21 protein-coding genes are annotated in these 25755 nt (G+C 63.1%); 7 read left to right on the top strand and 14 right to left on the bottom strand.

What is annotated here, in order from left to right:
* Positions 1-363: 363 nt before the first annotated feature.
* Positions 364-2106 carry a M23 family metallopeptidase gene (locus JJ896_18475; GenBank protein ID MBO6781651.1) on the bottom strand — a complete coding sequence of 581 codons (1743 nt, stop codon included), beginning with the start codon at positions 2104-2106 and terminating at the stop codon, positions 364-366.
* 57 nt (positions 2107-2163) lie between these two features.
* Here JJ896_18475 and JJ896_18470 point away from each other — a divergent pair, with 57 nt between their 5' ends.
* Entirely contained in the window at positions 2164-3267 is a 1104-nt protein-coding gene (locus JJ896_18470) for an AI-2E family transporter (protein MBO6781650.1), read from the top strand.
* A gap of 109 nt (positions 3268-3376) precedes the next feature.
* Here the strand turns inward: JJ896_18470 and JJ896_18465 are convergent, their stop codons facing one another.
* The 5 genes from JJ896_18465 to JJ896_18445 form a co-directional block, all read right to left on the bottom strand.
* Positions 3377-4702: a formimidoylglutamate deiminase gene (locus JJ896_18465; GenBank protein MBO6781649.1), complete on the bottom strand. Its 1326-nt coding sequence runs from the start codon at positions 4700-4702 to the stop codon at positions 3377-3379.
* A gap of 2 nt (positions 4703-4704) precedes the next feature.
* Complete coding sequence (locus JJ896_18460; GenBank protein ID MBO6781648.1) at positions 4705-5694, bottom strand: AAA family ATPase; 990 nt, start codon at positions 5692-5694, stop codon at positions 4705-4707.
* Position 5695: 1 nt separating this feature from the next.
* The gene (locus tag JJ896_18455) at positions 5696-7042 is read right to left on the bottom strand and encodes a peptidylprolyl isomerase (GenBank protein ID MBO6781647.1); all 1347 of its coding nucleotides are present in this window, start codon (positions 7040-7042) and stop codon (positions 5696-5698) included.
* 98 nt (positions 7043-7140) lie between these two features.
* Positions 7141-7905, bottom strand: coding sequence for a peptidyl-prolyl cis-trans isomerase (locus tag JJ896_18450; GenBank protein ID MBO6781646.1), 765 nt, complete (start codon positions 7903-7905; stop codon positions 7141-7143).
* Between the two features lie 74 nt (positions 7906-7979).
* Complete coding sequence (locus JJ896_18445) at positions 7980-9989, bottom strand: peptidylprolyl isomerase (protein MBO6781645.1); 2010 nt, start codon at positions 9987-9989, stop codon at positions 7980-7982.
* A 147-nt stretch (positions 9990-10136) separates the two neighbouring features.
* Here JJ896_18445 and JJ896_18440 point away from each other — a divergent pair, with 147 nt between their 5' ends.
* The 3 genes from JJ896_18440 to JJ896_18430 all read left to right on the top strand — a co-directional run bounded on the left by JJ896_18440 (position 10137) and on the right by JJ896_18430 (position 12802).
* Complete coding sequence (locus JJ896_18440) at positions 10137-10715, top strand: RNA polymerase sigma factor (GenBank protein MBO6781644.1); 579 nt, start codon at positions 10137-10139, stop codon at positions 10713-10715.
* On the top strand, positions 10712-11242 hold the full coding sequence (locus JJ896_18435; GenBank protein MBO6781643.1) for a zf-HC2 domain-containing protein: 531 nt from the start codon (positions 10712-10714) through the stop codon (positions 11240-11242). Before JJ896_18440 ends, JJ896_18435 begins: the two co-directional genes overlap by 4 nt.
* 81 nt (positions 11243-11323) lie before the next feature.
* Complete coding sequence (locus JJ896_18430; protein MBO6781642.1) at positions 11324-12802, top strand: glutamate--tRNA ligase; 1479 nt, start codon at positions 11324-11326, stop codon at positions 12800-12802.
* On the opposite strand, the gene meaB is transcribed toward JJ896_18430, so the two are convergent.
* The 4 genes from meaB to JJ896_18410 are packed head-to-tail and all read right to left on the bottom strand — an operon-like array spanning position 12799 to position 17541.
* Entirely contained in the window at positions 12799-13845 is a 1047-nt protein-coding gene (gene meaB / locus JJ896_18425) for a methylmalonyl Co-A mutase-associated GTPase MeaB (GenBank protein MBO6781641.1), read from the bottom strand. The genes JJ896_18430 and meaB overlap by 4 nt on opposite strands.
* On the bottom strand, positions 13845-15974 hold the full coding sequence (gene scpA, locus JJ896_18420; GenBank protein ID MBO6781640.1) for a methylmalonyl-CoA mutase: 2130 nt from the start codon (positions 15972-15974) through the stop codon (positions 13845-13847). Before scpA ends, meaB begins: the two co-directional genes overlap by 1 nt.
* Positions 15971-16993: a hypothetical protein gene (locus JJ896_18415; GenBank protein MBO6781639.1), complete on the bottom strand. Its 1023-nt coding sequence runs from the start codon at positions 16991-16993 to the stop codon at positions 15971-15973. The genes scpA and JJ896_18415 overlap by 4 nt, the downstream gene beginning before the upstream one ends.
* Positions 16990-17541, bottom strand: coding sequence for a hypothetical protein (locus JJ896_18410; protein ID MBO6781638.1), 552 nt, complete (start codon positions 17539-17541; stop codon positions 16990-16992). The genes JJ896_18415 and JJ896_18410 overlap by 4 nt, the downstream gene beginning before the upstream one ends.
* 89 nt (positions 17542-17630) lie before the next feature.
* On the opposite strand from JJ896_18410, the gene JJ896_18405 reads away from it, so the two are divergent.
* Complete coding sequence (locus JJ896_18405) at positions 17631-18314, top strand: (d)CMP kinase (protein ID MBO6781637.1); 684 nt, start codon at positions 17631-17633, stop codon at positions 18312-18314.
* 183 nt (positions 18315-18497) lie between these two features.
* Positions 18498-20879: a 30S ribosomal protein S1 gene (gene rpsA, locus JJ896_18400; GenBank protein ID MBO6781636.1), complete on the top strand. Its 2382-nt coding sequence runs from the start codon at positions 18498-18500 to the stop codon at positions 20877-20879.
* Between the two features lie 63 nt (positions 20880-20942).
* Here rpsA and JJ896_18395 read toward each other — a convergent pair whose 3' ends face one another.
* Both JJ896_18395 and JJ896_18390 read right to left on the bottom strand, forming a co-directional pair.
* Complete coding sequence (locus tag JJ896_18395) at positions 20943-21968, bottom strand: FAD-dependent oxidoreductase (protein ID MBO6781635.1); 1026 nt, start codon at positions 21966-21968, stop codon at positions 20943-20945.
* Positions 21965-22897, bottom strand: a complete 933-nt coding sequence (locus JJ896_18390) for a hypothetical protein (GenBank protein MBO6781634.1) — start codon at positions 22895-22897, stop codon at positions 21965-21967. The genes JJ896_18395 and JJ896_18390 overlap by 4 nt, the downstream gene beginning before the upstream one ends.
* Before the next feature lie 54 nt (positions 22898-22951).
* On the opposite strand from JJ896_18390, the gene JJ896_18385 reads away from it, so the two are divergent.
* On the top strand, positions 22952-24178 hold the full coding sequence (locus tag JJ896_18385; GenBank protein MBO6781633.1) for a hypothetical protein: 1227 nt from the start codon (positions 22952-22954) through the stop codon (positions 24176-24178).
* On the opposite strand, the gene JJ896_18380 is transcribed toward JJ896_18385, so the two are convergent.
* Together JJ896_18380 and JJ896_18375 are read right to left on the bottom strand one after the other, a co-directional pair.
* Positions 24169-24984, bottom strand: coding sequence for a phosphate ABC transporter ATP-binding protein (locus JJ896_18380; protein ID MBO6781632.1), 816 nt, complete (start codon positions 24982-24984; stop codon positions 24169-24171). The two genes, JJ896_18385 and JJ896_18380, sit on opposite strands and share 10 nt — an antisense overlap.
* Entirely contained in the window at positions 24977-25753 is a 777-nt protein-coding gene (locus JJ896_18375) for a phosphate ABC transporter ATP-binding protein (GenBank protein ID MBO6781631.1), read from the bottom strand. The genes JJ896_18380 and JJ896_18375 overlap by 8 nt, the downstream gene beginning before the upstream one ends.
* Positions 25754-25755: the final 2 nt, after the last annotated feature.

Below are 25755 nucleotides of genomic sequence, written 5' to 3'. Positions count from 1 at the left end.
TCCCCGACAACTGGGGCTTCCGGATCTAATGCAGCAACCCGCTCAGAGAGCAATTACACAAAAAGGGTTGCAGTCTCGTGCCGGCCCGAGTTCGACCCACCACGACCCCCGGCCGGAGACGGAGAAAACGGATTCGCCCGCGGCGACCCTAGCGCCCCGGACCGCCCAGCCGCGCCCAGCGCCCCAGACCGCGCAGCCGCGCCCCGCACCGCGCAGCCGCGCCCTAGCGCCCCGGACCGCCCAGCGCCCCAGACCGCCCAGCGCCCCGCACCGCGCAGCCGCGCCCCAGCGCCCCGGACCGCCCAGCGCCGCGCCCAGCGCCCCGGACCGCGCAGCCGCTTCCAGCGCCCCGGCTCCCCGCAATCAGCGCGTGAACTGCGCGGAATATCGACTGGCGTTGCCCTTGCCGTCTTCCACGTACAGGCTCAGCTCGTGGCTGCCCGGACCGACACGATCATCGAAGGTGTAGTAGATCAGCGAACGCTTGGGATCGTGCTCGAAGAGCACCCACTGCCCGTTGACACGGCCCTGGTAGGACGCAATACCGCTCAAGCCGTCCCGGATGCGGATGCGGATGGCGGATTGGCGAGACATATCGGCTCCGTCACGAATGTTGAGGGGCTCAATCACCGGATCTTCCGTGTCGGCGGTTATCACAAAGGAGCCGAATGCGCGCGTCTGGGTGGTGACATAGCCGGCATGGTAGGAGCCTCCGGCTGAGATCAGGCGATCCCCGGACACCCGTGCCAGGAGAGCCTTGTCGTGCAGGCCCTCGGGGAGGTCCTGGGCTTCCACGGACACGGTAATGGATCGATGCAGCGGGGTGGAGCCGCGATGCAGATTGTGCCGAGCCGAAAAGGATCCATTGGGACCTTCACCGCGCGAATACAGCAATTCCGTGTCTTCATAGAGCGCACCCCTCGGGATGCGCACGATCAGGCCGGGCTGCACAATCGTCTCTGCCCGATTCCGATTGGCCAGGAAACCCTCCCGCTGAGGGGGGGGCGGATCCGGCAGGCGAGCGCCTCTCACGTCGAACGTGACCACGGCGTTGTTTCCGTGGGCATCGACCAGGTCATAGCGCATCGGCAGCCGATCTCCGGGACGCACGTCGATGAAGCCGTTCCTTTCAGTCCGGTAGAGATTCAGCCGGTTGCCGGGCAGGATGTGTGAGCGCTGCAGCCACCGGCTGTTCTGCCGGCGCTCGGCGTAGTCGAGATGGGCGTTGATGTAGCGCTGGTCGGAGAAGTTGATGCGCTCCATGGCCGAGTGGAAGATCTCCCGCTGACCGGCCGTGAGCGTAATCGTGTACAATCCAAGCCGCATGCGCGACCGGTCGTGATAATCATGGGTCTGGATGCCGAAGGCGACCCTGCCGTCAGCCACGATGTGCGCCCCTCGGTCCAGCTCGTACAGGCCTGGCTCGGTCTCCGTGACCGTCATCGACGCCGGCCTGTCGCGACGCGCCGTGGCCAGGGTGTCTCCCGATGCGGACACGATGGCGGCCCCCGCGGTGGGCTCGGACGGGTAGACCTTCACCCGGAAGGCTCGTGGTCGGGTGGTATCCTCGACCGGAAGTCCGAAGAACAGGGGATTCAGCGGCTCCGATGTCGCGGCATCACGGATTTCGAAGTGCAGGTGCGGACCGCCGGAAGATCCCGTGTTGCCCGAATACCCAATCACGTCGCCCTTGTTGAAGCGAAACTGGCCGGCGCGCGGAAAGAGATTGACGGAAAAGGACTGTTCGGCGTACTGTCGTTCCCGGACCCAGGAGGCGATGGGCTCCTCGAAGCGGTCCAGGTGCGCATAGACCGTCTGGTAGCCGTTCGGATGCTGCAGGTACAGCGCGTGGCCATAGCCGCCGCCCTGGACCGCGACGCGCACCAGCGTGCCTTCGGCTGCGGCGTAGACGCGATAACCCACCTGCGCGTTGGTGCGGATATCCAGACCCGCATGGAAGTGATTCGACCTCATCTCAGCGAAATTGCCGGAGAGTGAAATCGGAATTCCGAGCGGGGAGCGGAAGTAGTCTTTCGGGTAATCGTCCGGGTCCGCCTCCCAGGTGGGAACGAATATTGTTAACAACAGGAGAAACAGGGTGCGCATCAATACAACGAGGTTGGCGTACTACCGGGGCCCGAATCCCGGCCGGGAAACCTGACAATGAGCAACTACAATCTGACCAGCGTCTTTCTGGGCATCATCGCCATGTTCGTAGTGGGCGTGACGCTGATGCAGCTGCGTGTAGTGCTCATGCCCTTCGTGCTGGCGATGCTGTTGTCGGTGATCTTCAAGCCCGTAGTGCTGAATCTGAAGGCCCGCAGATTCCCGACAGCGCTGTCGTTGCTGGGGGTTTTGATCGCTTTCTTCCTGGTCCTGTTCCTGTTGGGCTGGTTTCTGTCTGCCTCAATTGGCGCACTGGTCCAGCAGATTCCCGACTACGAAGGCCGCATAGTGGCCTATCTGGACGGTGTTGAGGCCTTTGTGGCGGCCCAGGCAGCACAATTCAACATTGAAGAGGCCGATGTGGGATGGAGCCGAGCCGTGTCACTTTCATCGGTGACATCGGTGGTCTCGACGGGTATCGGCACGTTCATCACGTTTCTGGGCACCACCTTCCTGGTGATGCTCTTCATGATGTTCATTCTGGCCGGCAGCGGAGATCTGGCAGAAAAGGTGCGCGTGGCGTTCCCGCCGGCCCACGCCGAGCGCATCGCAGTTGTTGTTTCCAACGTGGACGCCCAGGTCCGGCGCTACCTGGTTGCCAAGACTCTGGTCAGTATGGCGACGGGTCTGCTCACCGGTATCATCACAGCGAGCTTTGGGGTCGACTTTCCCCTGGTCTGGGCATTTCTGGCCTTCGTCCTGAACTACATCCCCAGCTTCGGCTCCCTCGTCGCGGTGCTTTGTCCCGTCCTGTTGAGCCTGCTGCAGTTCGACTCGGTAGCGACCACGCTCGTGCTGATGATCATCCTTGTTGCGACACAGGCTACGCTGGGCAACATCATTGAACCAAGAGTCATGGGGTTCAGTCTGAATCTGAGCCCGCTGTTCATTCTGGTCTCCCTGATCTTCTGGGGATGGCTTTGGGGCTTCTGGGGCATGGTGCTCGCGGTGCCGCTTACGGCTACGGTCAAGATCGTCTTCGAAAACGTGGAGGCACTCCGACCCTTCTCTGTACTCATGAGCGGGTGGACGAATGCTGGCTCAGACGAGCCGCCGCTGCCGCCCAACCCAGGGTCGCTGCGGGCTGAACTCGCGGCCTGACGAGACCGAGTTTCCTCGGACCCCAATGACGATCAGGACAGCGTCTGCGCGGATTGTGCAGCCCCGGCCGCGCCTTCATGCGCTCCCGGAACTACCACGCAGCCCGAGGTCAGGCCCTCAACAAGAGAGCAGCCTCGCGGAACGCGGCAGCAAGGTCTGCTTCCCTGACGTGACTCCCGCGACGAGCTTGGACCCGCCCTCGCACCCAGACCTCGGCAAGCTGAGTCCGATCGCCTGAGAGCACCCACGCCGACACGGATTGATCGGGTGACAAACCGCTGAACGCAGGTGCGGCCGCATCCAGGACCAAGAGATTCGCCTGGAATCCTGCGGCAAGCCGGCCGACCGGAGCTCCTGCCACGGCGCGAGCTCCGCGACACGCTCGGTCCCACAGGGCCGTGCCGTCCGTCAGAGACGACGGCTCCAGCACAGCCCGGCGACCGGCAGACGCTCGCATCCCGGCCAGCACCAGCCGCAGTTCATCGCAGGGGTTGACGCTGACGTGACTGTCGCTGCCGATGCCCGCCGTCGCCTCGGGCACCAACTCGAGCGGGAATCGGCCGTCTCCAAGGTCGTGCTCCGTCGTGGGGCAAAGAATCAGTGTCCCCCGCCCATCGTCAAGTAGCTCGAGTTCTTCTGGCGTGGCATGTGTGGCATGCACCAGACCCCATCGCCCGGAGAGTCCGAACCTGGATTCCAGACAGGCGATGGGGGTGTTGCCGTAGACCTCCAGACAGCGGCGGACCTCGGCGGGCTGCTCGGAGACATGGATGTGAACCGGGCAGTCATCGTCGGCCAGTTCGAGAAGGAACGCGATGTCATCCGGAGTCGTGGCCCGCAGCGAGTGGGGGGCTACGGCAAGGCCGCGCCCTTCCTGGCGCAGCCCCGTCATGAGCGACGAAAACTCCTCCCGGGACAGGACGAACGGCTGCTGTTCGGAATGAGGCGCGACGCCCCCGGCATCCGACCACCGGTAAAGCACCGGAGCGAGCGTCATGTGAATGCCGGCGTCACCGGCAGCCCGGTACATGGCCGAAGCGGAGGAAAGGGGATCGGCCCCGGCAGGGCGATGCAGGTAGTGGAATTCCAGCACGCTCGTGTAGCCGCTGGCAACCATCTCCGCGAATACCCAGGCCGAGACCGCCTGAAGAAGGTCCGGGGTCAGCCGCGACACGAGTCGGTACATGGCCTGCCGCCATGACCAGAAGTCGGCACCCGGATCGGGATGTTGAACCAGACCCACCAGCGCCCGCTGAAACGCATGCGAATGCAGGTTCGGCATGCCACAAACCACGGGGCCGGGAGCCCGGAGGAGGCCGCGCGGATCCACATCTGACTTCACGTTGGTCAGCAGACCGCGTTCGTCCCACTCCAGCAGGACGTTCTCGCTCCAGCCAGTCGGCAGCAGCGCGGCGGGCGCCCAAAGCCCGCCCATGATCAGGCGCTGGTTTCCAGCAGGCGGTGCACTACGTCCACGGCGCTTACTCCGTCTGCCTCCGCGTTGAAGTTCGTCACGATGCGGTGGCGCAGCACCGGTACGGCCAGGCGATTCACGTCCGCGATGTCCGGCGTCAGTCGACCGTCCAGCGCAGCCAGTGCCTTCGCCCCCAGGATCAGGTACTGGGAAGCACGAGGTCCGGCGCCATAGCTGAGGTAGTTGGACACGAAGTCGGGCGCACTGTCACGACCAGGTCGGGTCATTCCGACCAGACGCACAGCGTGCTCGATGACGTTGTCGGCGACGGGAAGCTGGCGGACAAACTCCTGGTACTGCATCAGGTCCTCACCGTGCATGACCGTCTCCACCTTTGGCCGTGCACTGCCAGTCGTCTTGCGCACAACCTCTACTTCCTGGCCAAACTCGGGGTAATCCAGCCACAGGTTCAGCATGAACCGGTCGAGCTGGGCCTCGGGGAGGGGATAGGTGCCTTCCTGCTCGATGGGGTTCTGCGTGGCGAGCACAAAAAACGGCTCCGGCAGATTGAAGGTCTGTCCGGCTGCGGTGACATGATGCTCCTGCATGGCCTCCAGAAGCGCGGCCTGCGTCTTGGGCGGCGTGCGGTTGATCTCATCCGCGAGGATAACATTGGCAAAGACGGGGCCTTTGACAAACTTGAAGGCGCGTCGTCCCGTGGTCGCGTCCTCTTCGATGATCTCGGTGCCGGTGATGTCACTCGGCATGAGATCTGGCGTGAACTGGATTCTGGCGAAATCCAGCTCCACTGCATCGGCGAGCGTGCGGATCAGCAGTGTTTTTGCCAGCCCCGGCACGCCTACCAGCAGGACATGACCACGACAGATCAGGCTGATGAAGATCTGCTGGATGATCTCCTCCTGACCCACGATGATCTTGCCGACCTCCGCGCGCAGTCGGCCGAATCCGGCATGAAGGGCGTCGAGAGTCTCGGGCGAGGCAGAAGGCTGCATGTCAGTTGGAAGCCGTGGGGGTAAGTCCGCTCAGGTCGGCGCGAATATCGATATAAACGTCCTTTCTCAGCTCGCGCATCCACTCCGCCATTTCCTCGGCCTGTTTCTGGCGGAGGGCGTACTGCTCAATGAAGGCGTAATCGGTGTCCAACGACACCTTGTGTTCAGGCGTGCGGCGCTGAAGCAGGACAATGTGGTAGGCGCGTCGGCCGTTGAGCAGCTCGACCTCGTGCGGTTCGGAGATCGCGCCGACTTCCAGATCCCTCAGTGCGGTCTGCCAGAAGGGGCCGAGGGCCTCGATAAAGAGGTCTCGTTCACCTGTCTGAGGATCGATGACCCGGCCGCCCTGCGCCGCAGACCTGGGGTCCTCGGAATGTCGTCGGGCGGCTTCGGCGAACGGGAGGGACTCTGCCAGGACCGAATCCCGGACGGCGGTCAGGAAGTCAATCGCGACCTGCGGGTCCGATTTGGATCGGTCAAACTGGATGAGAATGTGGTTGTAATCCACCTCATCACCCCTGCGCGAGTTGACGCGCATGATGTGCAGGCCGAATTCGGTCTCGAAGATTCCGGACACGACACCTGGCTGCGAACGAGCTGCGACGGCCGCAAACTCAGGCACCATTTCACCGAGCGCCATGGACTCGTAGCGTCCACCGTTCTGCGCAGATCCTGGATCCTCGGAGAACGTCTCGGCCCACTCCTCAATGGTCCCGCCACCCACAACAATGGAGTCGCGAATCGCGGCAAGGATCTCACGCGCTTCCGTGCGAGCTTCCTCGGTCACGGCGGGGTAGCGGACTACGTGGGAGACGCGCACCGCCTCCGGCAAGGTCGGTAGAGAGTCTGTCGGGAAACGCGCAAAAAACCGATCGACGTCTGTCGGCGTCACCTTGATGCCCTGGACCCTGCGGCTGCGGAACTGGTCCGCCAGAATCTGATCCCGCCCCTCTTCCTTCAACTCCTCCTTGATCTCGACGACGGTCTTACCGTAGACATCCTCAAGACGGCCAACCCCTCCAACCTGAGCGGCCATGCCGGCGATGCGCTGGTCCAGCATCTGCTCGACCTGGTCGTCGGTCACATTGAGTGTCGTGTCGCGACGAGCGTGAATGACCAGCACCCGCTCATCGACCAGCTGTTGCAGAGCCTCGCCCCACAGCGCGTCCGAATACGGAATCTGCTGCTGGCGCACAAGGTTGGCTACGATGGCATCGACCTCGGATCGAAGCAGAATCTTGTCAGCGACGACCGCGACGATCTCGTCGACAATGGGTCGGTCCTGCGCACCGGCCTGAGGGGGAGCGACCAGCAGCAGGGCGAACAGCGTGACGACGAAGGATCTCATGAAACTCAGGGGCGGCAAAAGAAGGGGCGACGACCTGACAAACGAAGGGCCCGCACCAGTTCGTGTGTGGGCCGATAATTGAGGCTGAAGGGCGTCCATCAGCGAATGTCCAGCTGCTCCCGGGCCAGCGCCTCGTTGCGAAGCCGTTGTACAAGACGTGCATACAACAGTTTCCGCGATTCAATGCGCAGCTGCTGCCGCAGAGCCCCCTCAATCCACGTCTGGCGAGGAACGGTGCCGGCGGGAACGCGCTCCAGGACCTGCACGATGTGGTAGACCCCACGATCAGCCACCACCGCTCCCGTGCGTCCTGGCTGCAATGCTTCCACGGTAGCTGCAACCTGTGGGTATTCGGAGAACGCGCGGGTTTCGGGGACCAGCGAGGAGGCCAGGGAGAAGGAGAGGTCCGGGACATCAGATGCACGCGCAACCAGGTCTTCCCAGGCTGCGGTGTCGGACGAATCCAGTCGCGCGAGGGATCGGCGTACTTCACGCGCCAATTCCAGGCTGTCGGTCATGATGTACCTGAGGCGCACATACGGCTCCACCAGCCGCAGACGCTCCTGGTTCTGGTTGTAGTAGTCCAGCACCTCCTCGGGCGTAGGACCATCGGCGGCCTCTCCGTACAACTCCTCAAGGAGTGCATCCACGACCACAGCCCGCTCGGCCTCCTCCACGTTTTTCCGGACCCCCGGGTCCCGGTCAATACCGCGGCGGAGCGCCTCGGCGAAAAGCAGCTGGTTCGTCACCCACTGCTCAAGAACCTGTCTGGCGGCATCCAGCGAGTCGGCCTGGCCGGCCACGCCGATGAGGGCCTGGTCAAGTTCCTGTCGCGACAGGGTCTCCGACCCCAGACGAGCCACGTACTCATCCGGAACGGCGCCCCCATTGCAGGCGGCCAGCGCGAGACTGGCCGATACAAATAAGGCCGGCAGCCTCACTCTTCCACGACCGCCGGCGCAAAGGCCCGGCTCAGGCGCTCCGGATAGGTGACCACCCCGTATTTGTTGCGTAGTCCGGCAACAAGCCGCTCTTCCAGCGTGGTCTGATATTCAGACACAACCTCGGCGCGCGCCTCCCGGAATGTCTTTGGCCTGGAGGGCTCCACGCCGTCGTTGATGAGGACGATGCGCCCTGCGGAGTAGGTAAGCACCTCCGTGTGACCACCCACCGGCTGATCAAATGCGCGGTCATATATCGAGGACGTCTCGCCTTCTACGAGTGTCGTATCGAACCGGACCGAGACCGTGGAGTCCGGCTGGTACGCGTCCAGAATCGCGGCGTAGGGCGTTCCGGCCTCGAGCAGTCCATGGATTACCTGCATGAGCGAATCGCTGGAGGACGCAATGCCGAGAATGCGGGTTCGGTCTGGGAATCGGTAGTTGTCCCGGTTGGCCTCGAAGTGCGCCATCAAGGCCGATGAATCCTGATTTGCTGCCGTCCAGACGGAGTCCTCCATGAGCCGGAAGAGCATCAGTCCGTCCCTGAATTCCTGCATCGTGCGACGGAAGTTCTCATCCCGCGCTTCAAGAGCAGATACCTCGAGTTCGATGGCCCGGTCATCCAGAAACGCGTCGAGCGTGGCCTGGAATCTGCGTTGAGGCTCCAGCTGACGGGCTCCCCGATACGATGAGGCGAACGTGCCAAATTCCTCCACGGTGTAGGCGTTTGTGCCCAGGAAAGCGACCTCGCGACGCAGCATGTCGTCGCCGATGGTGCCGTTCGAAATCGCAAAAAGCACCGAATCTGCCGACGTCTGACCCAACATTTCGTTGACCCAGGATGAGTCGATGCGAGCGCCTTCCCGCGCACGAATCTGGGCCGCAAACTCGGCCTCGGCCTGGTTGGCGCGCGGCAGCCGCGCTACTTCACTCTTTAGATCCTCGTACGCCTCCTCGAAGCTCACCGGCTCGCGGATGGCAAGCAGCTTGACGATATGGTGCCCGAAACGGGTCTGCACCGGATCGGAGATGTTGCCCTCTGATTCCAGCGCAAACGCGACGTCGCGCATTTCCGGAGGCAGCCACCCATCGAAGCCCACAAAATCCAGATCGCCGCCTCGAGGGGCACTCTGCCGGTCGTCAGACATGGTCTGTGCCACCTGGGCAAAGTCCTGACCCGCCCGCAGCATGGCCAGCGTTGAGTCCAGTCTGGCCGCAGCATCGAGCGTATCAGCGGGTGTCTGCCCGCGAGGCTGGATCATGATGTGGGCCACGCGCCGATCTGTAGGTTTGGCGCGACGGTCGTGCACCTTCAGGATGTGGTAACCAAACTGCGACCGGAAGATCTCCGACACGGAGTCGACCGGCGTGCTGTACATGCGATCCTCGAAGGGCTTGACCATTCGTCCGCCCGAGTACACGCCCAATCGACCCCGGTATCCCGGACGGGTTGCATCCTTGGCGCTCGGATCCTCTGAGTAGGTGCCGGCAAGGTCCCCGAAGTCCGCCCCGGACGCGAGCGAATCCAGCAGGCCCACCATGCGCGCGTAAACCCGGGCCGTGTCGTTGGGGGCGGCGTCAGGATCCACGCGGAGCAGAATGTGAGATACGTCCACCATCTCCTGCTTCTTGTCCCACAGATCCTGGATCAGGGGTTCGACCACCTCGCGCTCCAGGAGGTACGGCCGCGCGAGTTGTCCCCGGTACTGGGACATTTCCTGAATGAGGTCTTCGCGGCTATCGTAGCCTGCTGAATCGGCTTCCCGGACCTTCAGACGGAAGTCCACATAGCGCTGCAGGAAGTCCTGGTAGGCACCAAGAGAGTCCTGCGATGCGTCGGCGGAGTCCGGTAGCGAGCGGGAGTACTGACGCTCGAAGTCTTCCAGCGTGATGCGCTCCGATCCGATGATCGCAACAACATCCCGGTCTGCATCTGCGCGGCCGGATCCGAGCCCGGCACAGGCAGACAGAAGGATAACCAGAAGCAGGGGTACAAGCAGTCGCATGGAAAGAGGAGGGTTCAATGAGGCTGAGAGGCCCCCGGAATCAGGGCGCGCCCACAGACGCGAGGTGCCAGAGGCGGTTCCGACGGCGTCGAGCAACTTTCCGGTAATCCCTGTGTCATATCAACAACGCAAGGCGCCACACCACCTATGTCGGGAGATCAGCCCCTGATCGAGGCTTTTCAGTCCGGAGACGAATTCGCGTTCGTGTCCCTCTACAATCGTTACAAAGGACCCGTATACGCCTTCTGCGTCAAGATGCTTTCCGACCGGGAAGTCGCCGCTGACGTGATGCAGGACACGTTCCTCAGACTCTACGAACATCGGGACCGACTCATGAAGACATCGAGCTTCAAGTCCTGGCTGTTCACCATCGCCCGAAACCAGTGCCTGAATACCATGCGCCGTGACAGGCGCCTGGTCGGCATGGGTGATCACATCGCGGAGCTGGAGGCGGACTCCACGCCCATCCAGCACATGGAGAAGAGCGAGCGCATCGCGCTGGTCGGGGCCTTCCTCATGAAGCTGAGCCCGGACTACCGAGAGGTGCTCATTCTTCGCGAGTACCAGAACCTTTCCTACGAGGAGATAGCAGCGGTCACGCGCTCCACGGTGAGCGCCGTCAAGTCTCGTCTTTTCAAGGCACGCCGCAAGCTGGCCAAACTGATGCAGCCGGTGCTGGCTGAACCCATTCCAAAGGGCGCCTCGGCGCGGAGGGCGGAAGCATGACTCCGACCGATCTCCTTTGTGTTGCCGATCCCAGGACTCGTCCCGGCATCGAGGACGCCCTGAACGGCTATCTGGATGGTGAGCTTCAGGTCGCGGAGCAGCCAACGCTCTTTGTTCACCTGGCTGAGTGCGCTTCCTGTCGGGGCCGGATGGATTCGGTCATGTCGTTCAGGCGCATTGCCCGGGAGGAGTACATCGCTGTGCCGCAGCAGGCCGACGAGCGCTTCATGGAGCGACTTGCCGACTTGAAGGAGCGGGTCGACAAGGTGGATCGGGCGGGGGATCGCGAGCCGCTCTGGCAGTCACGTCGATCGGTCAGCCTGGGTACCACCGTGTTTATGGCGGCTTGCCTGTTCGTATTGGGTTTGTACCTGCCAAGGTTTACGGCGGGCGATGCGGCCGCAGCCATCGTGGCTGAGCAGGAAATGGTGGACCTTGAGTCTCCCGTGTTCGGCGTAATGAATACGGTCTACGTGATCACGCCCGGTGTCACTGTGGAGTCCGCCCGTCTGATAGAAGGCCCCTAGCGGCCTCCGGATTCACGCTGAACTAGTCGGCGAGCGGGGAAGAGCCCGCTATTTTCGGAGCGCATCAATCCGAACCCCGACATGTCGCCTGTCCGCGTGCGATTTGCACCGAGTCCAACCGGATACCTCCACATCGGAGGTCTGCGAACGGCTCTCTACAACTACCTGCTCGCCCGCCAGACCGGGGGTGCGTTTGTGCTGCGCATTGAGGATACCGACCGCACACGCTTCGTTGAGGATGCCGAAGGCGACATCAGGGACAGCCTTGCCTGGGCGGGCCTGAGTCCGGATGAGAGCCCGGATATCGGGGGGGCGGCAGGGCCCTATCGCCAGTCTGAGCGCAGCGCGTTGTACCGTGAGCACGCCGACCGTCTGATTGCCTCCGGAGCCGCCTACTACGCGTTCGATACGCCGGAAGAAATCGATGCCATGCGGGAGCGGCTGAAAACTCCGGAGAATCCCACGCCGAGGTACGACGCCTCGACGCGCGCTTCCATGCGAAACAGCCTCACACTACCGGCGGAGGAAGTGAGCAGCCTGATCGAATCGGGCACCGACTACGTCGTGCGACTCAAGGTAGACCCGGGCGCGACTGTGACCTTTCAGGACGCGGTACGCGGCTCGGTCACGTTCGCTTCCGACGTGGTGGATGACCAGGTCCTGGTGAAGTCCGACGGATTGCCCACCTACCACCTGGCCAACGTGGTCGACGACCATTTCATGGAGATCACCCACGTGATCAGGGGCGAGGAGTGGCTGTCTTCGACGCCCAAGCACGTATTGCTCTACGAAGCGCTCGGCTGGACCGCCCCAGAGATGGCGCATCTGCCACTCATACTGAGCCCCACCGGCGGCAAACTTTCCAAGCGTGCAGCCGAGCGGCAGGGCATTCCGGTTCTCGTGCGTCAGTACCGCGATTTGGGCTACGAACCCGAGGCGCTCATCAACTACCTGGCGCTGCTGGGGTGGAATCCCGGCGACGAACGCGAGGTATTCGCGCTCGGAGACCTGGTTGACGCATTCTCGCTGGAGCGTGTCGGCAGCGCCGGAGTGCAGTTTGATCTGGAAAAGCTGGGCTGGTTCAACGGCCAGCACATTCGCCGGCGTTCCCTCGACTCCCTGGCTGCAGACACGGGGGCCGGCCTGCGCGAATCCGGTATCGAAGCTGCAGATGGATACGTCTCCCAAGTGGTTGCCCTGATGCAGGACCGCGTCGGCTTCGCAGGCGAGCTGGTCTCCGCGACGGGGTATTTCTTCCGCGATCCGGAGGAGTTCGACCCCAACGGGCTGAAGAAACGCTGGAAGGACGACTCAGCGGAGTTGGTGACGGCCTACGCGGACCGCATCTCTGAATTGCATTCGGTGGACGAGGAGGCCCTGGAAGGCGCTCTGCGCGGGATCGCTGAAGAGCGCGGTGTCGGTGCAGGGCGCATCATCCACCCTGTGAGGCTGGCGCTCAGCGGCGTTTCGTTTGGCCCCGGACTGTTCGAGATGATGGCCGTCCTGGGCAAGGAGACTTGTGTGCGCCGGCTGCGCGCCGCGGCGGAGAGACTCGGCTAGCGAGACGCGGTCTCGTCCACGAACCGGAGCGCGGCAGAGAAAGGGTGCGCCAGGCCGGCTTCGACGCGAGCGAGCGCTACTTCAAGAAGTGCTGCTTCCTCCTCCGAGTCGCGCTCTGCCCTCAACGCGAGAACCTCCTGCCGGAACCAGAGGCGTCGCTGCGCGGCGCGCCGCGCGGTCCAGTGCACACCCGACATCGCCCGAAAATCGGTGACCGTCTGCCATACTTCGCTCAGGCCACGGCCTTCCAGTGCGGAACAGGTCATCACGCGCGGTCGCCAGCCTGATTCGTCCGGGGGAAACAGGCGCATGGCCCCTTTGAGGCGAGCGGCTGCCGCTTCGGCGCCGGCGGTATTGTCGCCGTCGGCCTTCGTGATGGCCACGGCGTCCGCCGCTTCCATGATGCCCCGTTTGATGCCCTGCAACTCGTCACCGGCTCCGGCAAGGGACAGCAGCAGGAAAAAGTCGCAGAGGTCGCGCGCGGCGACTTCGGATTGCCCGACGCCGACGGTCTCGAGCAGAACCACATCGTAGCCCGCGTGCTCACACACACTGATGGCCGGCCGTGTGTAGCGCGCCACGCCGCCGAGGTGTCCGGAGGCGGGAGAAGGACGCACGAAGGCGTCAGCGTGCGAGGCCACGCGCGGCATGCGAGTCTTGTCGCCGAGAATGGAGCCTCCCGTGCGCACGCTGCTGGGGTCCACCGCGAGCACGGCGACCTTGAGGCCAGAATCCAGGAGGTGAGAGCCGAAGGCGTCAATGAAGGTGCTCTTGCCTACACCCGGAGAACCCGAGATGGCCAGCCGGATGGCCCCGCCGGTTTCACACTGCGCCAAAAGCTCTGCGGCTTGCTCGCGATCCTCTGGCCGGGTGCTCTCGACAAGACTGAGCGCCTGCCCCAGCGCGTTGCGCTCCCGCTGCACCAGCCCTTTCAGGAGGCGCGCCACGGACATGCGTGGTCTTGAGCCGGCCTTCATCGAGGGGTTGCGCGTAACCGCGGGTCCGCCCAGCTCAGAACTCCGCTTCTTGAGACCGTCAGCCATCAGTCCTGGCGGGATTCGATCAGGTCTATGAGCTCCACCGCGGCATCCGTGAGTACCGTGCCTGGGCCAAACACTGCCGCGACGCCGACCTCAAAGAGTTCGGAATAGTCAGCCGGGGGAATGACCCCACCCGCAACGACGAGTATATCAGGCCGCCCCAGACTCGTGAGTTCTGCGATGATCTGGGGCACCAGGGTCTTGTGACCTCCTGCCAGGCTGGATATGCCGACGACGTGCACGTCATTCTCCACGGCCTGTCGCGCAGCTTCTTCTGGGAGCTGAAAGAGGGGGCCGATGTCCACATCGTAGCCGACGTCTGCAAATGCCGTTGCCACCACGCGTGCTCCGCGGTCGTGACCGTCCTGACCCAGTTTGGCAACAAGCAAGCGAGGTCGACGCCCCACACGGTGGGCGAACTGGTCCGCGCGCTCCCGAGCACTCTGAAATTTTGAATTGGAGGCCATCTCGTCCGCGAACACGCCGGCAATGGTCGGAATATCGGCTACATACCGGTCGAACACGTCCTCCAGCGCGGAAGAGATCTCTCCAAGGGTTGCGCGGGCACGAGCCGCGTCCACTGCAAGGGTCAGCAGATTCTCCCCGGTCCGGGCACCCTGTCGCAGGGCCTTGAGAGTGGCCTGCACGGCCGTCTGGTCGCGGCTGGCCCGCAGTTGGCCCAGGCGCTCCAGTTGTTCCTCACGCACCGCGTGGTTGTCCACCTCCAGCAGGTCAACGGTATCTGTTTGCTCGACCCGAAATCGGTTGATTCCCACGATCACATCCTGGCCGGAGTCGATGCGTGCCTGCCTGCGGGCAGCGGCCTCCTCGATCCGTTGCTTCGGCAGACCTCGCTCGATGGCTGCTGCCATTCCGCCCGCTGCTTCGACCTCCTGAATATGGCTCCAGGCGCGCTGCATGAGATGGTGGGTGAGGGACTCCACGTAATACGAACCCGCCCAGGGGTCGATGGCGCGAATCACGTCCGTCTCGTGCTGGATGTACAACTGGGTATTCCGGGCGATGCGGGCCGAAAAGTCCGATGGGAGCGCGAGCGCCTCATCCAGCGCGTTCGTGTGCAGCGACTGCGCATGCCCCAGAACGGCAGACATGGCCTCCACGGTCGTTCGCGCAACATTGTTGAACGGGTCCTGGGCTGTCAGGCTCCAACCCGATGTCTGGCAATGAGTACGGAGCGCCATTGAACGTTCCTTCGAGGGGTCGAACGGCCTGACCAGGCGTGCCCAGAGCACACGGGCCGCCCGAAGCTTGGCCACCTCCATGAGGTGGTGCATGCCCATCGCAAAGAAGAACGAAATGCGTGGCGCAAACGCGTCCACTTCCAGGCCCGCCTCGATGCCGGTCCGCAGGTATTCGAGCCCGTCGGCCAGCGTGTAGGCCAGCTCAAGGTCCGCCGGAGCGCCGGCCTCGTGGATGTGGTAGCCGCTGACCGAAATGGAATTGAAGCGCGGCATGTTTGCGGCCGTAAACCTGAACAGGTCACCCACAATCCGCATCGACGGTGCCGGCGGATAGATGTAGGTGTTGCGCACCATGAACTCCTTCAGGATGTCGTTCTGGATGGTGCCACGCAGGGCTTCCGTCGGCACGCCCTGCTCCTCGGCAGCGACGATGTAGAACGCCATTATCGGCAGCACCGCCCCGTTCATGGTCATGGAGACCGACATGCGGTCCAGCGGAATGCCGTCGAAGAGCAGCTTCATGTCTTCGACCGAATCGATCGCCACTCCGGCCTTGCCGACGTCCCCGACGACACGCGGGTGATCCGAATCGTATCCGCGATGAGTGGCCAGGTCAAAGGCGACCGAGAGCCCGCGTTGCCCCGCCGCCAGGTTCCTTCGGTAGAACGCATTGGACTCTCGCGCCGTCGAGAATCCGGCATACTGGCGCACCGTCCACGGCCGGCTCAGGTACATCGTGGGGTACGGTCCGCGCAGAAACGGGGGGATGCCTGCAGCAAAATTCAGGTGTTCGGCCGCCGCGATATCCTCCGCTGTGTAGGCAGCCCGGATTTGAATGCCCTCGGCGCTGTCAAACCGGGCACCCGTCCGCGCCCCCTCATCCGGCGCCGTGCTCGCTGGAAACTCGATCTGACTGAAGTCCGGCCTCATGCGCCTGCCTCCGTGAAGCGGTTGACGCCGACGAGAACCCGCTCTTCCGATGTCACCGACGCGACATATTCACGCTCGAAGGCGGCCATGCGGGATTCTATCTCCCTGCGACAGGCCCGAAACCCGCCTTCGGATTCCCATGCCTGAAACTGTGCCCAGGCGGCGTTTCCGATTTTCGCAGTCAACTGTTCGATGTAGTAGCTGCCTCGTCCGGGGTCAGAGACAAGTCCCATCAGTCCTTCATGGCGGAGCAGATGGCTGATGTTTCGCGACAGCCTGATCCCGCGCTCGCCCTCCGCCGAGTCAAAGGGCGGCAAGGCCACCACGTGCGCGCCACCGCAAACCGCGCTCATGGCGACGGTTGTCAGGCGCAGCAGATTGCCATACGCGTCCTGCTCCTGGATTACCTCGCGCCCGGCAGTTGCGAGCACCGTGGCCGCGCCGTCGACACCAAATGCCGAGAGGATCCGCTCGGCTCCGAGGCGAAGGGCGCGCAGCGACGCCATGGAAGGGAAGTAGGACGTGTCGATGGGGAAGGCGATACCCGTTGCCCCTTCCTCATCGGCGCAGGACTCCGCCAGGAGCGACAGGCCGACTGCAACGCTGAATGCCGGTGGCGCGCCTGTCCCGATGGCATGCACTGCATCTACCAGGAGCGTTCCGGAGGGAAGCGTCACCAGGGAGCCGCGTGTCCAGAATCCCACCGGCAGGTCCGTGCTCCCGACGGACGTCGGCTCCGCAAGGAGGACGAGATCTGCTCCGCCCGAAGCCGCCGAGGAGATGGCTGACGCCGCATGGGCTCCGGCCGGGGGAAGATCGGCGTACTGCCACGCACCGGGTGCATGCACCGTATGAGTCGGCGCCTCGGTGTAGTACGGTGCCACGAGTCCGGCTTCGCCCAGCAGCCAGGAAGCCTGCTCGAGGGAGCCTATGCGCAATCCGTCCAGGACCTGTTCGAGCCAGGCTCCTGGGTCCGCTGGGGCGAAATGGGAAGAAAGGTCGAGTGGTTCCTGGGTCAACGGGCCGTGGATTGAGGTTCCAGTTCCAGCCACCGCCGGACGACATCGTAACCTACGACGCCCATCGCAACGGCAACGTTCAGTGAGTGCTTCATCCCGAACTGTGGGAGTTCCAGTGCCAGGTCGCACAGCTCCAACGACTTTGGATCGACTCCGGACACTTCGTTGCCGACGACCAGCGCCAGCGGAAAATCGGCGCGCGGCAGCCGTCTCGCATCTGTCGGGGAATCCGTGATTTCCACTGCCGCGAGCGTGTATCCGCGCTGTTTCAGGCTACCCAGCACATCGATCGTATCCCGCGTATGACTCCAGGGCACCGCGTCCTGGGCGCCGAGGGCGGCCTTGTTGACTCCGCGGTGATCTCCGGGAGGGCTGAACCCTGTCAGGTAAACATGATCCAGCCGCAGGGCGTCTGCAGAGCGCAACATGGACCCCACATTAAACGCCGAACGAACGTTTTCGACGACCAGGCAAACGGGATGCCGCTGCACCTGCGCCAGGTCCTCCGGCGCCACACGCGGAATATGACGGGAATCGAGCTGTTTCATGCGATTGAATTCATGTTCTTCTACAGGTGGCGCCATAGGCGGATTCGACAGGCCCGTATAGCTTGTGCGAAACAGCAGAGCCCTCAAGCATGATCATCGCCATCGACGGCCCGGCCGGATCCGGCAAGAGCACGACAGCGCGCGCCGTGGCGAGGCGTCTCGGCTTCTTTTACCTCGACACCGGTGCCATGTACCGGGCGGTGGCATTGACCTTCATGCGACAGGGACTGGAGCCGATCTCCCGGCATGTCGAAGATGCTCTCGCCCGCTTTGACCTCGACATGGAGCCTTCGTCGCAGGGCCTGCGGGTCACGCTGGCAGGTGAGGACGTCACGGACGCGATTCGTGAGGAGGCGGTAGGTGCCATGGCCAGCCAGGTCAGCAGGTTGCCTGAGGTCCGGGAGCGTCTGGTGCTGGAGCAGCGACGTTTGGCGCGGGAGGAGGAGGCAGCTGGCGGAGGAGTGGTCCTCGAAGGCCGGGACATCGGCACGGTCGTATTTCCAGATGCCGACCTGAAGCTCTTCCTGACCGCCGATCTTTCGGTGCGCGCCCGACGCCGGGCAGCACAGATTCAGGGCAACGACTCGGACCGCACCCGAATCCAGAAGGAGATGGCCGAGCGGGATCACAGGGACACCACGAGGGAAGAATCGCCCCTGCAAAAGGCCGTCGATGCCGTCGAGATTGATACCACCGACCTGAACTTCCAGGAGCAGGTGGCGCGCATTGTTGCGCTGGCCGGGGAACGGAAACGTAGGCGGACGGCGGACTGAAATTTGCCGGGAACGCCCCTGGTAAGTCCCAGTATGATGTCAGTCTGTGCCAAAATGGATTTGGCAGACAGTCGTGCGGTCCTCAGGGAGGTCGCCATTCCATCAATAAATCGATTCCGTTAGGTCCTCCGCGCGCGCGATTCCCTGATCACTGACGCGCTGTGCCTGGACCGGTCCATCAACATGGCTGACGAACAGCAGAAGACGGACGCTGCCGCCGATATGGCAGCTGAAACAGAAGAAACGCAGGCGGCCGAGGCCGTCGAAACCACCAACGTAGAGGAAAGCGCCCCTGAGGCAGCCGCCGAAGCACCTGAGGAGGCACCCGCCGCCGAGGCCGTAGCCGAAGACGCTGCTGCCGAGGAAGAAGCCCCTGCCGAGGCCGTAGCCGAAGAGGCTGCCGCTGAGGAAGAAGCTCCTGCCGAGCCAGTCGCTGAAGAGGCCGCCGCTGAGGAAGAAGCTCCTGCCGAGCCAGTCGCCGAAGAGGCCGCCGCTGAGGAAGCTCCCGCCGAAGCCGAAGCTGAAGAGGCTGCTGGCGAAGAGGAAGCCCCGGCCGAGGCCGTAGCCGAAGAGGTTGCCGCCGAGGAAGAAGCCCCTGCCGAAGCCGTAGCTGAAGAGGCTGCCGCCGAGGAGGAGCCCGCAGCAGAGCCGGTTGCAGAAGCCCCGCAGCGCACTTCGTTGGGATACAAAGGCGAGATCACCGGCAAGGTGTACACGCTCGCCGATCTCGAGCAAGCCGAGAGCGACGAGGAGGATGCGTTCTCTGGTCCGGGTTACGAGGAGCTCAAGAGCATGGTGGACGGCACGTTCACCACGGTTGAGGAGCAGAACATCGTTTCCGGCAAGATTGTCTCGATCGGAGAGAAGGATGTCGTCATCGACATCGGCTTCAAGTCCGACGGCATCGTTCCCAAAAACGAGTTCGACGAAGAGCTCAAGACGGGCGATGAGGTCGAGGTATTCCTGGAGCGCATGGAGGACCGTCTTGGTCAGCTCGTGCTCTCGAAGACCAAGGCCGACACCGTGCGCCGCTGGCGCAAGATCGAATCCGCCTTCGAGAACGAGACGGTGCTCGAGGGAACGATCGTTCGCCGCATCAAGGGCGGCATGATCGTCGAGCTTTTCGATGGCCTCGAGGCGTTTCTCCCGGGATCGCAGATCGACGTTCGCCCTGTGCGCGACTTCGACGCGTATCTCGAGAAGCGCATGGAGTTCAAGATCGTCAAGCTGAACCCGGCCAACGAGAACATCGTCGTCAGCCACAAGGCCCTCATCGAGAAGGACCTGCAGAAGCAGCGTGAGAGCATCCTCTCCACGATGGAGCCGGGTCAGATCCTCGAGGGTACGGTCAAGAACATCACCGACTTCGGTGTCTTCATCGACCTCGGTGGCGTGGACGGCCTGCTGCACATCACTGATCTGTCCTGGGGCCGCGTGACGCACCCCTCCGAGCTCGTACAGCTGGACGACAAGCTCAACGTGGTGGTCCTGGACTACGACAAGGAGCGCCAGCGCATTTCCCTGGGTCTCAAGCAGCTGCAGGAGCACCCGTGGGAGAACATCATGGAGAAGTACGCTCCGGGTGTCGAGGTCGAGGGCAAGGTCGTCTCCATCACCGACTACGGCGCATTTGTCGAGTTGGAGAAGGGTATCGAAGGCCTGGTCCACATCTCCGAGATGAGCTGGACCGAGCATATTCGCCATCCCTCGCAGATGGTCGCCCTTGGTCAGGTTGTGAAGGTCAAGATTCTCAACATCGACCACGAGGGCAAGAAGATCTCGCTCGGCATGAAGCAGCTCGAGCCCGATCCGTGGGAGAACATCGCAGAGCGCTACCCGCCGGGAACGGTCATGCGCGGCCGCGTCCGCAACATCACCAACTTTGGTGTATTTGTGGAGATTGAGCCGGGCATCGACGGTCTGGTGCACATCAGCGACCTGTCCTGGACCAAGAAGGTTCGCCATCCCTCGGAGATGGTGAAGAAGGGTCAGGAGCTCGATGTCGTTGTGCTGAACATCGATTCGGACGACCGCCGCATCTCTCTGGGACACAAGCAGGTGGATACCAACCCCTGGAACCAGTTCCAGCAGATGTACGCTGTGGGTACCGACACCGAAGGCACCGTGGTCCGCGTAGAGGACCGTGGCGTCGTGGTGGAACTGCCCATGGACGTCGAAGCCTTCATTCCCGTTGGCGAGCTGAAGAACTCTGCCACGTTTGACGCCTCCTACCATGAGGGCGACAAGCTGGAAGAACTCCGCGTGATCCGGTTCGACATGAACAACAAGGAGATCACGGTTTCCGAGACCGCTGCCGGTCGCGAGGAAGAGTACGCAGCCATCCGGGCCGAGCGCGCTGAGAAGCGTCGCGAGCGCCAGGAAGAGGCCCGCGACGTTGCTCGCTACACGCAGGACGCAAGCGCCACGGGTCCGACGACCCTTGGCGAACTGTCCGGTCTGGAAGCGCTCAAGGCCAAAATGGAGGCCGCGGAGGCCGAGGCGGCTGATTCAGCCGACGAGGCCCCCGAGGTCGAAGAGGCCGAAGCCGAGGAGAAGGAAGCCTAGGCTGCCGACTTCAGAAGAAGCTTGAGAAGGGCGGACGCGGCGACGTGTCCGCCCTTTCTCATTTCAGCTGCGTCCCGCGAACCACTCGGAAAAAGCAGGCTCATCCAGATCGCCCAGGAGGCACGCCGCCACACGGTCTCCTATGAGCGGGCCAAACTTGAAGCCGTGACCGGAAAAACCGCTTAGCCACAGGCCTCTCCCTGCGAACTGTGCGATGAAGCGCTCATCCTCTGACACGTCGTAGTGACACATGCCGAAGCCACTGACCGTGTATGGGGTTGAGGCCAACCCGCGTGCTTCCAGGAGAGCGTTCAGGTCGGACCGCTCCTGAACCGTGATCACCGTCGTTCCGTCGCCCGGAGGTCCAAAGGCGTGGCTTCCGAACTTGCCCGGCAGACCGGCAACCGGGGGAAAGAAGTAGAATCCGTCCGGCTCGGAAAGGTCAAGGATCACAGGCAGATCGGCGCGGTCCGGACCGTCCAGATAAGCCACCGGCTGACGGGACCGTCGGGTATGTCTACCCGGTGAACCCGAGGGCCACTCGTGATGCCCGGTAGCAACAAGAACCCGGTCGGCCTTCAAAACCTGACCGGACTTCAACCAGGTGGTCCCGGAGAAGGGGTCTACCTCCACTGCCAGGCCGTGCACGACCTCGCCGACCAACGAGTCGTAAAGGTAGTCGAGGATGCGATTCGCAAACAGCATCCCGCCGGTTGCAATGCGATAGCGGGAACGATGGGCCAGGTCCCATTCCTGCGGGCCGTCCTCTGGCGAGCATTCCGCTGGATCCAGGCCGGCAAGCGAAGACTCTACCCAGGGGGAGCCGGGCGGTCCGGCGAGGAGAATGCCGGAAGGGTGGAAAAGCGTCTGACCGGAGCCCATCGTCAGCCTTCGCCACGCATGCAGTGCCTCCCGTGCCATCTTTCCGTACCCGGACAGTCCTCCGTAGGTGACCCTGATGAGCCGGTGGTAGTCCCGTGAAGCAGCAGGAAGTGCCGCGTCCACCAGCTGCACCTCGGCTCCGCGTTCCAGGAGGCTTCGGGTGGCACACAACCCCATGAGGCCCCCGCCGATGACCGTGATCCTCACGCGGAGTAGCGGGTCCAGGCCAATACGGCAGCAGCGAGGTCTTCCTGTGAGGCCCCGACGGACTTGAAAATGGTTCTGCTGGCTTCACCCGGTGGTTTCGCGGGCGAGTTTCCGTTGGCGAAGAGCTCTTCTAGACTGCCGGCAACGGATTGCCAGGTCAGCACGCCTGCCTCCACGGCCTGAATCACGTCGCCCGCCTCCGAGCGGGCGCCCTCCCAGGTATCGACAAAAACGCGGGCGTCAGTGAACCAGGCGGGCGATGCCTCTGCCATGTCCGACCGGTAGGCGCCGACCAGATCCAGGTGCACGCCGTCGACAACCATTTCGTCGGTGAGCAGGGGCGACGACGACGAGGTCGCCACTGTAATCATGTTTGCCCCCCTGAGTCCCGCTGGCAGTGACTCGGCGGGGCGGGCATCGAAACCCTCCTCACGGAGCGCATGTGCGAGGCCCTCGGCTCGGTCCGGGTGACGCCCCCAAACGAGTACCTCGCGGCAACCCATGACGCGGGCGTGCGCACGGGCCATCCAGGGTGCGAGGCGACCAGTCCCGACCACCAGCAGCGTGTCCGCAGAATTCGCGAGGGCCGCTGCAGCGGCGGCCGAAGTGGCGGCGGTCCGCAGCACAGTAAGCATGCCGCCATCCATCGTGCACAGCGGCCGCCCCGTTTCTGGTTCAAACAGCAGGTACGTGCCGTGGATGGTAGGCAACCCGCGTGCACGATTGGCGTGCTGAAGGGTCACCAGCTTGGTGCCGGCATACCCCTCAAGCCCCCACGCCGGCATGATCAGCAGGGTCCCGACTGACGTTTCCAGGTGTTGCCGGGCAGGAGCCTCCGCGCCCCGAAATGCCGTCGGTATGAAGGCCGACAGCTCTTCCAGGTCCAGGAGATCGGCAAGAGTCTGGGCGTCCAGGTGCGGAAGGGGCATGAGCCGTATTGGGGAACTGTGCTGCGTATAATAGGCGTTCGCTTCCCACATCGGATGGCAAAAAAAGGCAAGCTTCTGGTCCTGGATACGCAGGAAGACACGCACGTGCCCTTCCTGCGCGGCATTCTAACGCGATCTCTTCAGGACGCGGGAATGATGTTCGAGGAGGCCTACCCACTGGCATCCGACCTGCGCGCACGGCTGCAGGAAGAAGGCGAAATAACGACGACCGAGCTTCGCGCAGCCATGGTCGAACTGCTCGAGGAGCGCGGCTTTCACGAGATCGCCGAGCATTACGAGAAGCCGCGAAATGAGCGCGTCTCCGTGTACGTGCGCGATCGGGAGGATGGTCTGCTTCCCTTCTCGAAAGGCCGGTTGGTGCAGTCCCTGGAGGTGTGCGCAGAAGAGCGAGAGTCGCTTTATACGGTGGCCGCGGCCGTGGAGAGGCACCTGCTGGCCGAAGGGATTTCGGACATCGGCACCCTGGAACTGACGGCGCTCACCTTCAGGTTTCTGGAGGAAAGCCATGGTCTCAAGGTGGCCAAGCGGTATCTGCGCTGGCAGGAATTCACCGATACCGATCGCCCGCTGGTGCTGTTGGTCGGTGGTGTCACGGGCACGGGAAAAAGCACGATTGCGTCACTCGTGGCGCATCGCCTGGGAATAATCAGGACCCAATCGACCGACATGCTGAGGGAAGTCATGCGCGGCATGATCCCCAAGCGGCTACTGCCACCCCTGCACGAGTCGAGCTTCACGGCCTATAGGGCTCTACCGCGCTGGGACAGTGAAGGCAAGCGCCATGCACCGCAAATGGTGGACGGATTCCTGATCCAGGCCGAAGAAGTAGCCGTCGGGATTGAGGGTGTCTTCCGGCGCGCCTTGCGGGAGCGCGTCTCCCTGGTGATCGAGGGTGTCCACATGCACCCCAGGTTGCAGCGCAGTCTGATGACAGCGGGCAATGCCGTGGTCGTGCCGCTCATTCTGGCCACCACCAAAAAGAAGGCGCTGCACCGACATCTGCGGGGCCGCGGTCTGGAGACACCTTCACGCCGGGCTGAACGCTACCTGGACAACTTTGAACAGATCTGGGAGCTGCAGACGTTTCTGCTTTCCGAAGCGGACGAGTACGACATCCCGATCATCACCGAGCGGGATCCCGACGAGATGGTGCGCCGGGTTATCCGCGTGATTGCCGACAGACTGAAGCAGGACTACGCCGGGGACCCGGCGGAGCTGTTCGCGGAGTTGCCGGATCAGGAGGAGCCGACTCAGCCGTAGCGGCCTTCGATGTAGTCTGCCGTGCGCTCGTCCGTTGGAGTGACGAACAGGTCTGCTGTCTGGGAGTGCTCGATCATCTTGCCCAGGAGCATGAAGGCACACTCATCGCTGGCCCTTCTGGCCTGCGCCATGTTGTGCGTGACCAGAACGATCGTAAAGTCGCCACGCATGGCCCAGATCAACTCCTCGACGGCCTCCGTCGCCTTGGGGTCCAGGGCCGAACAGGGCTCGTCCATCAGGATGACCTCTGGTTTGAGCGGCAGAAGCCTCGCGATGCAGAGCTTCTGTTGCTCTTCCAGCGAAAGACGGGTGGCCGTGTCCCCAAGCCGATCCTTTACCTGATCCCAGAGCAGCACCTCGGAAAGCACACGCTCCAGGACTTCCTCTTCCTGCTGTTTCGTGAGCGCTTGATCGCGAGGTGTGTGCATCCGGAGGCCGAAGAGCACATTGTCCCGAATCGAAATCGGGAGAGGATTCGGGCGCTGAAAGACCATTCCCACCTGCTTGCGCAGCTGGGCCAGTTCGATCTCGTCCGCGTAGATATTGTGTCCGGCGATCTCTACCACGCCCTCGGTGCGCACGTAACCCAATCGCTCATTGATGCGATTCATGCAGCGCAGGAGGGTGGACTTTCCGCAGCCGGATGGTCCGATCAATGACGTGATCAGGCCCTGCTTGACGTCGAAGTCCACGTCAAAGAGCGCCTGAAACGTGCCGTACCAGAGATTGAGCTTCTCCGTCCTGACGGCGATGCGGTCCGCAGCCAACGGCCCGCCCGGCGTGGTATGGGCAAGGGTATCAACCAAAGCGTCCCTCGATGTAGTCCATGGTCTCCTGCTTCTCGACCTTTCCTGCGAACAGGTCCGCCGTATCTCCGATTTCGTGACATCGCCCGTTCAGGAACAGGGCGGTTCGATCGGCAAGGCGCTGTGCCTGTTGCACAAGGTTGGTGACGAGAATGATGGTCATCTCGTTCTTCAATTCCTTCAGGACATCCTCGATGCGCATCGTCGTCACGGGGTCGACTGCGATCGAAAACTCATCCAGCATCAGAATGGCCGGATCCTGGCTGAGCGCGCGGGCAATCGTCAAACGCTGCTGCTGCCCGCCGGAGAGCAGGCTGCCCAGCGAGTCAAGTCGATCCTTGACCTCATCCCAGAGGGCCGCCCGACGCAGACACCGTTCGACGATGACGTCGAGGTCCGCCTTCTTGCGGACGCCGCGGATGCGCGGCGCGAACGCCACGTTCTCGTAGACGCTGAGCGGCAGGCCGACAGGAAGGGGGAACACGACACCGATCCGGCGACGGATGGCATAGGCGTTGCGCCATTTCCGGATGTCATCGCCCGCGTAGAGCACTTCTCCGGTCACCTGCATGCCGGAGTCGAACTGGTCCATGCGGTTCACCGCCCGCAGGAACGAGGTCTTACCGGCGTTTGCGGGGCCAATAATGCCGAAAATCTCGTTCTCCCGAATGTCCAGCGACACGTCCGAGAGCGCGGTCTTGGCTCCGTACCGTACGCCCAGGTTCTTGACCTCGAGTACCGGTTTGACCTGCGTCATGGTCTCTGTCATGG

Source organism: Rhodothermales bacterium (assembly GCA_017643395.1).
Taxonomy (GTDB): Bacteria; Bacteroidota; Rhodothermia; order Rhodothermales; family UBA10348; genus JABDJZ01.
Note: the sequence above shows the minus strand (reverse complement) of the source record. Positions and strands in the feature narration are given on the sequence as shown.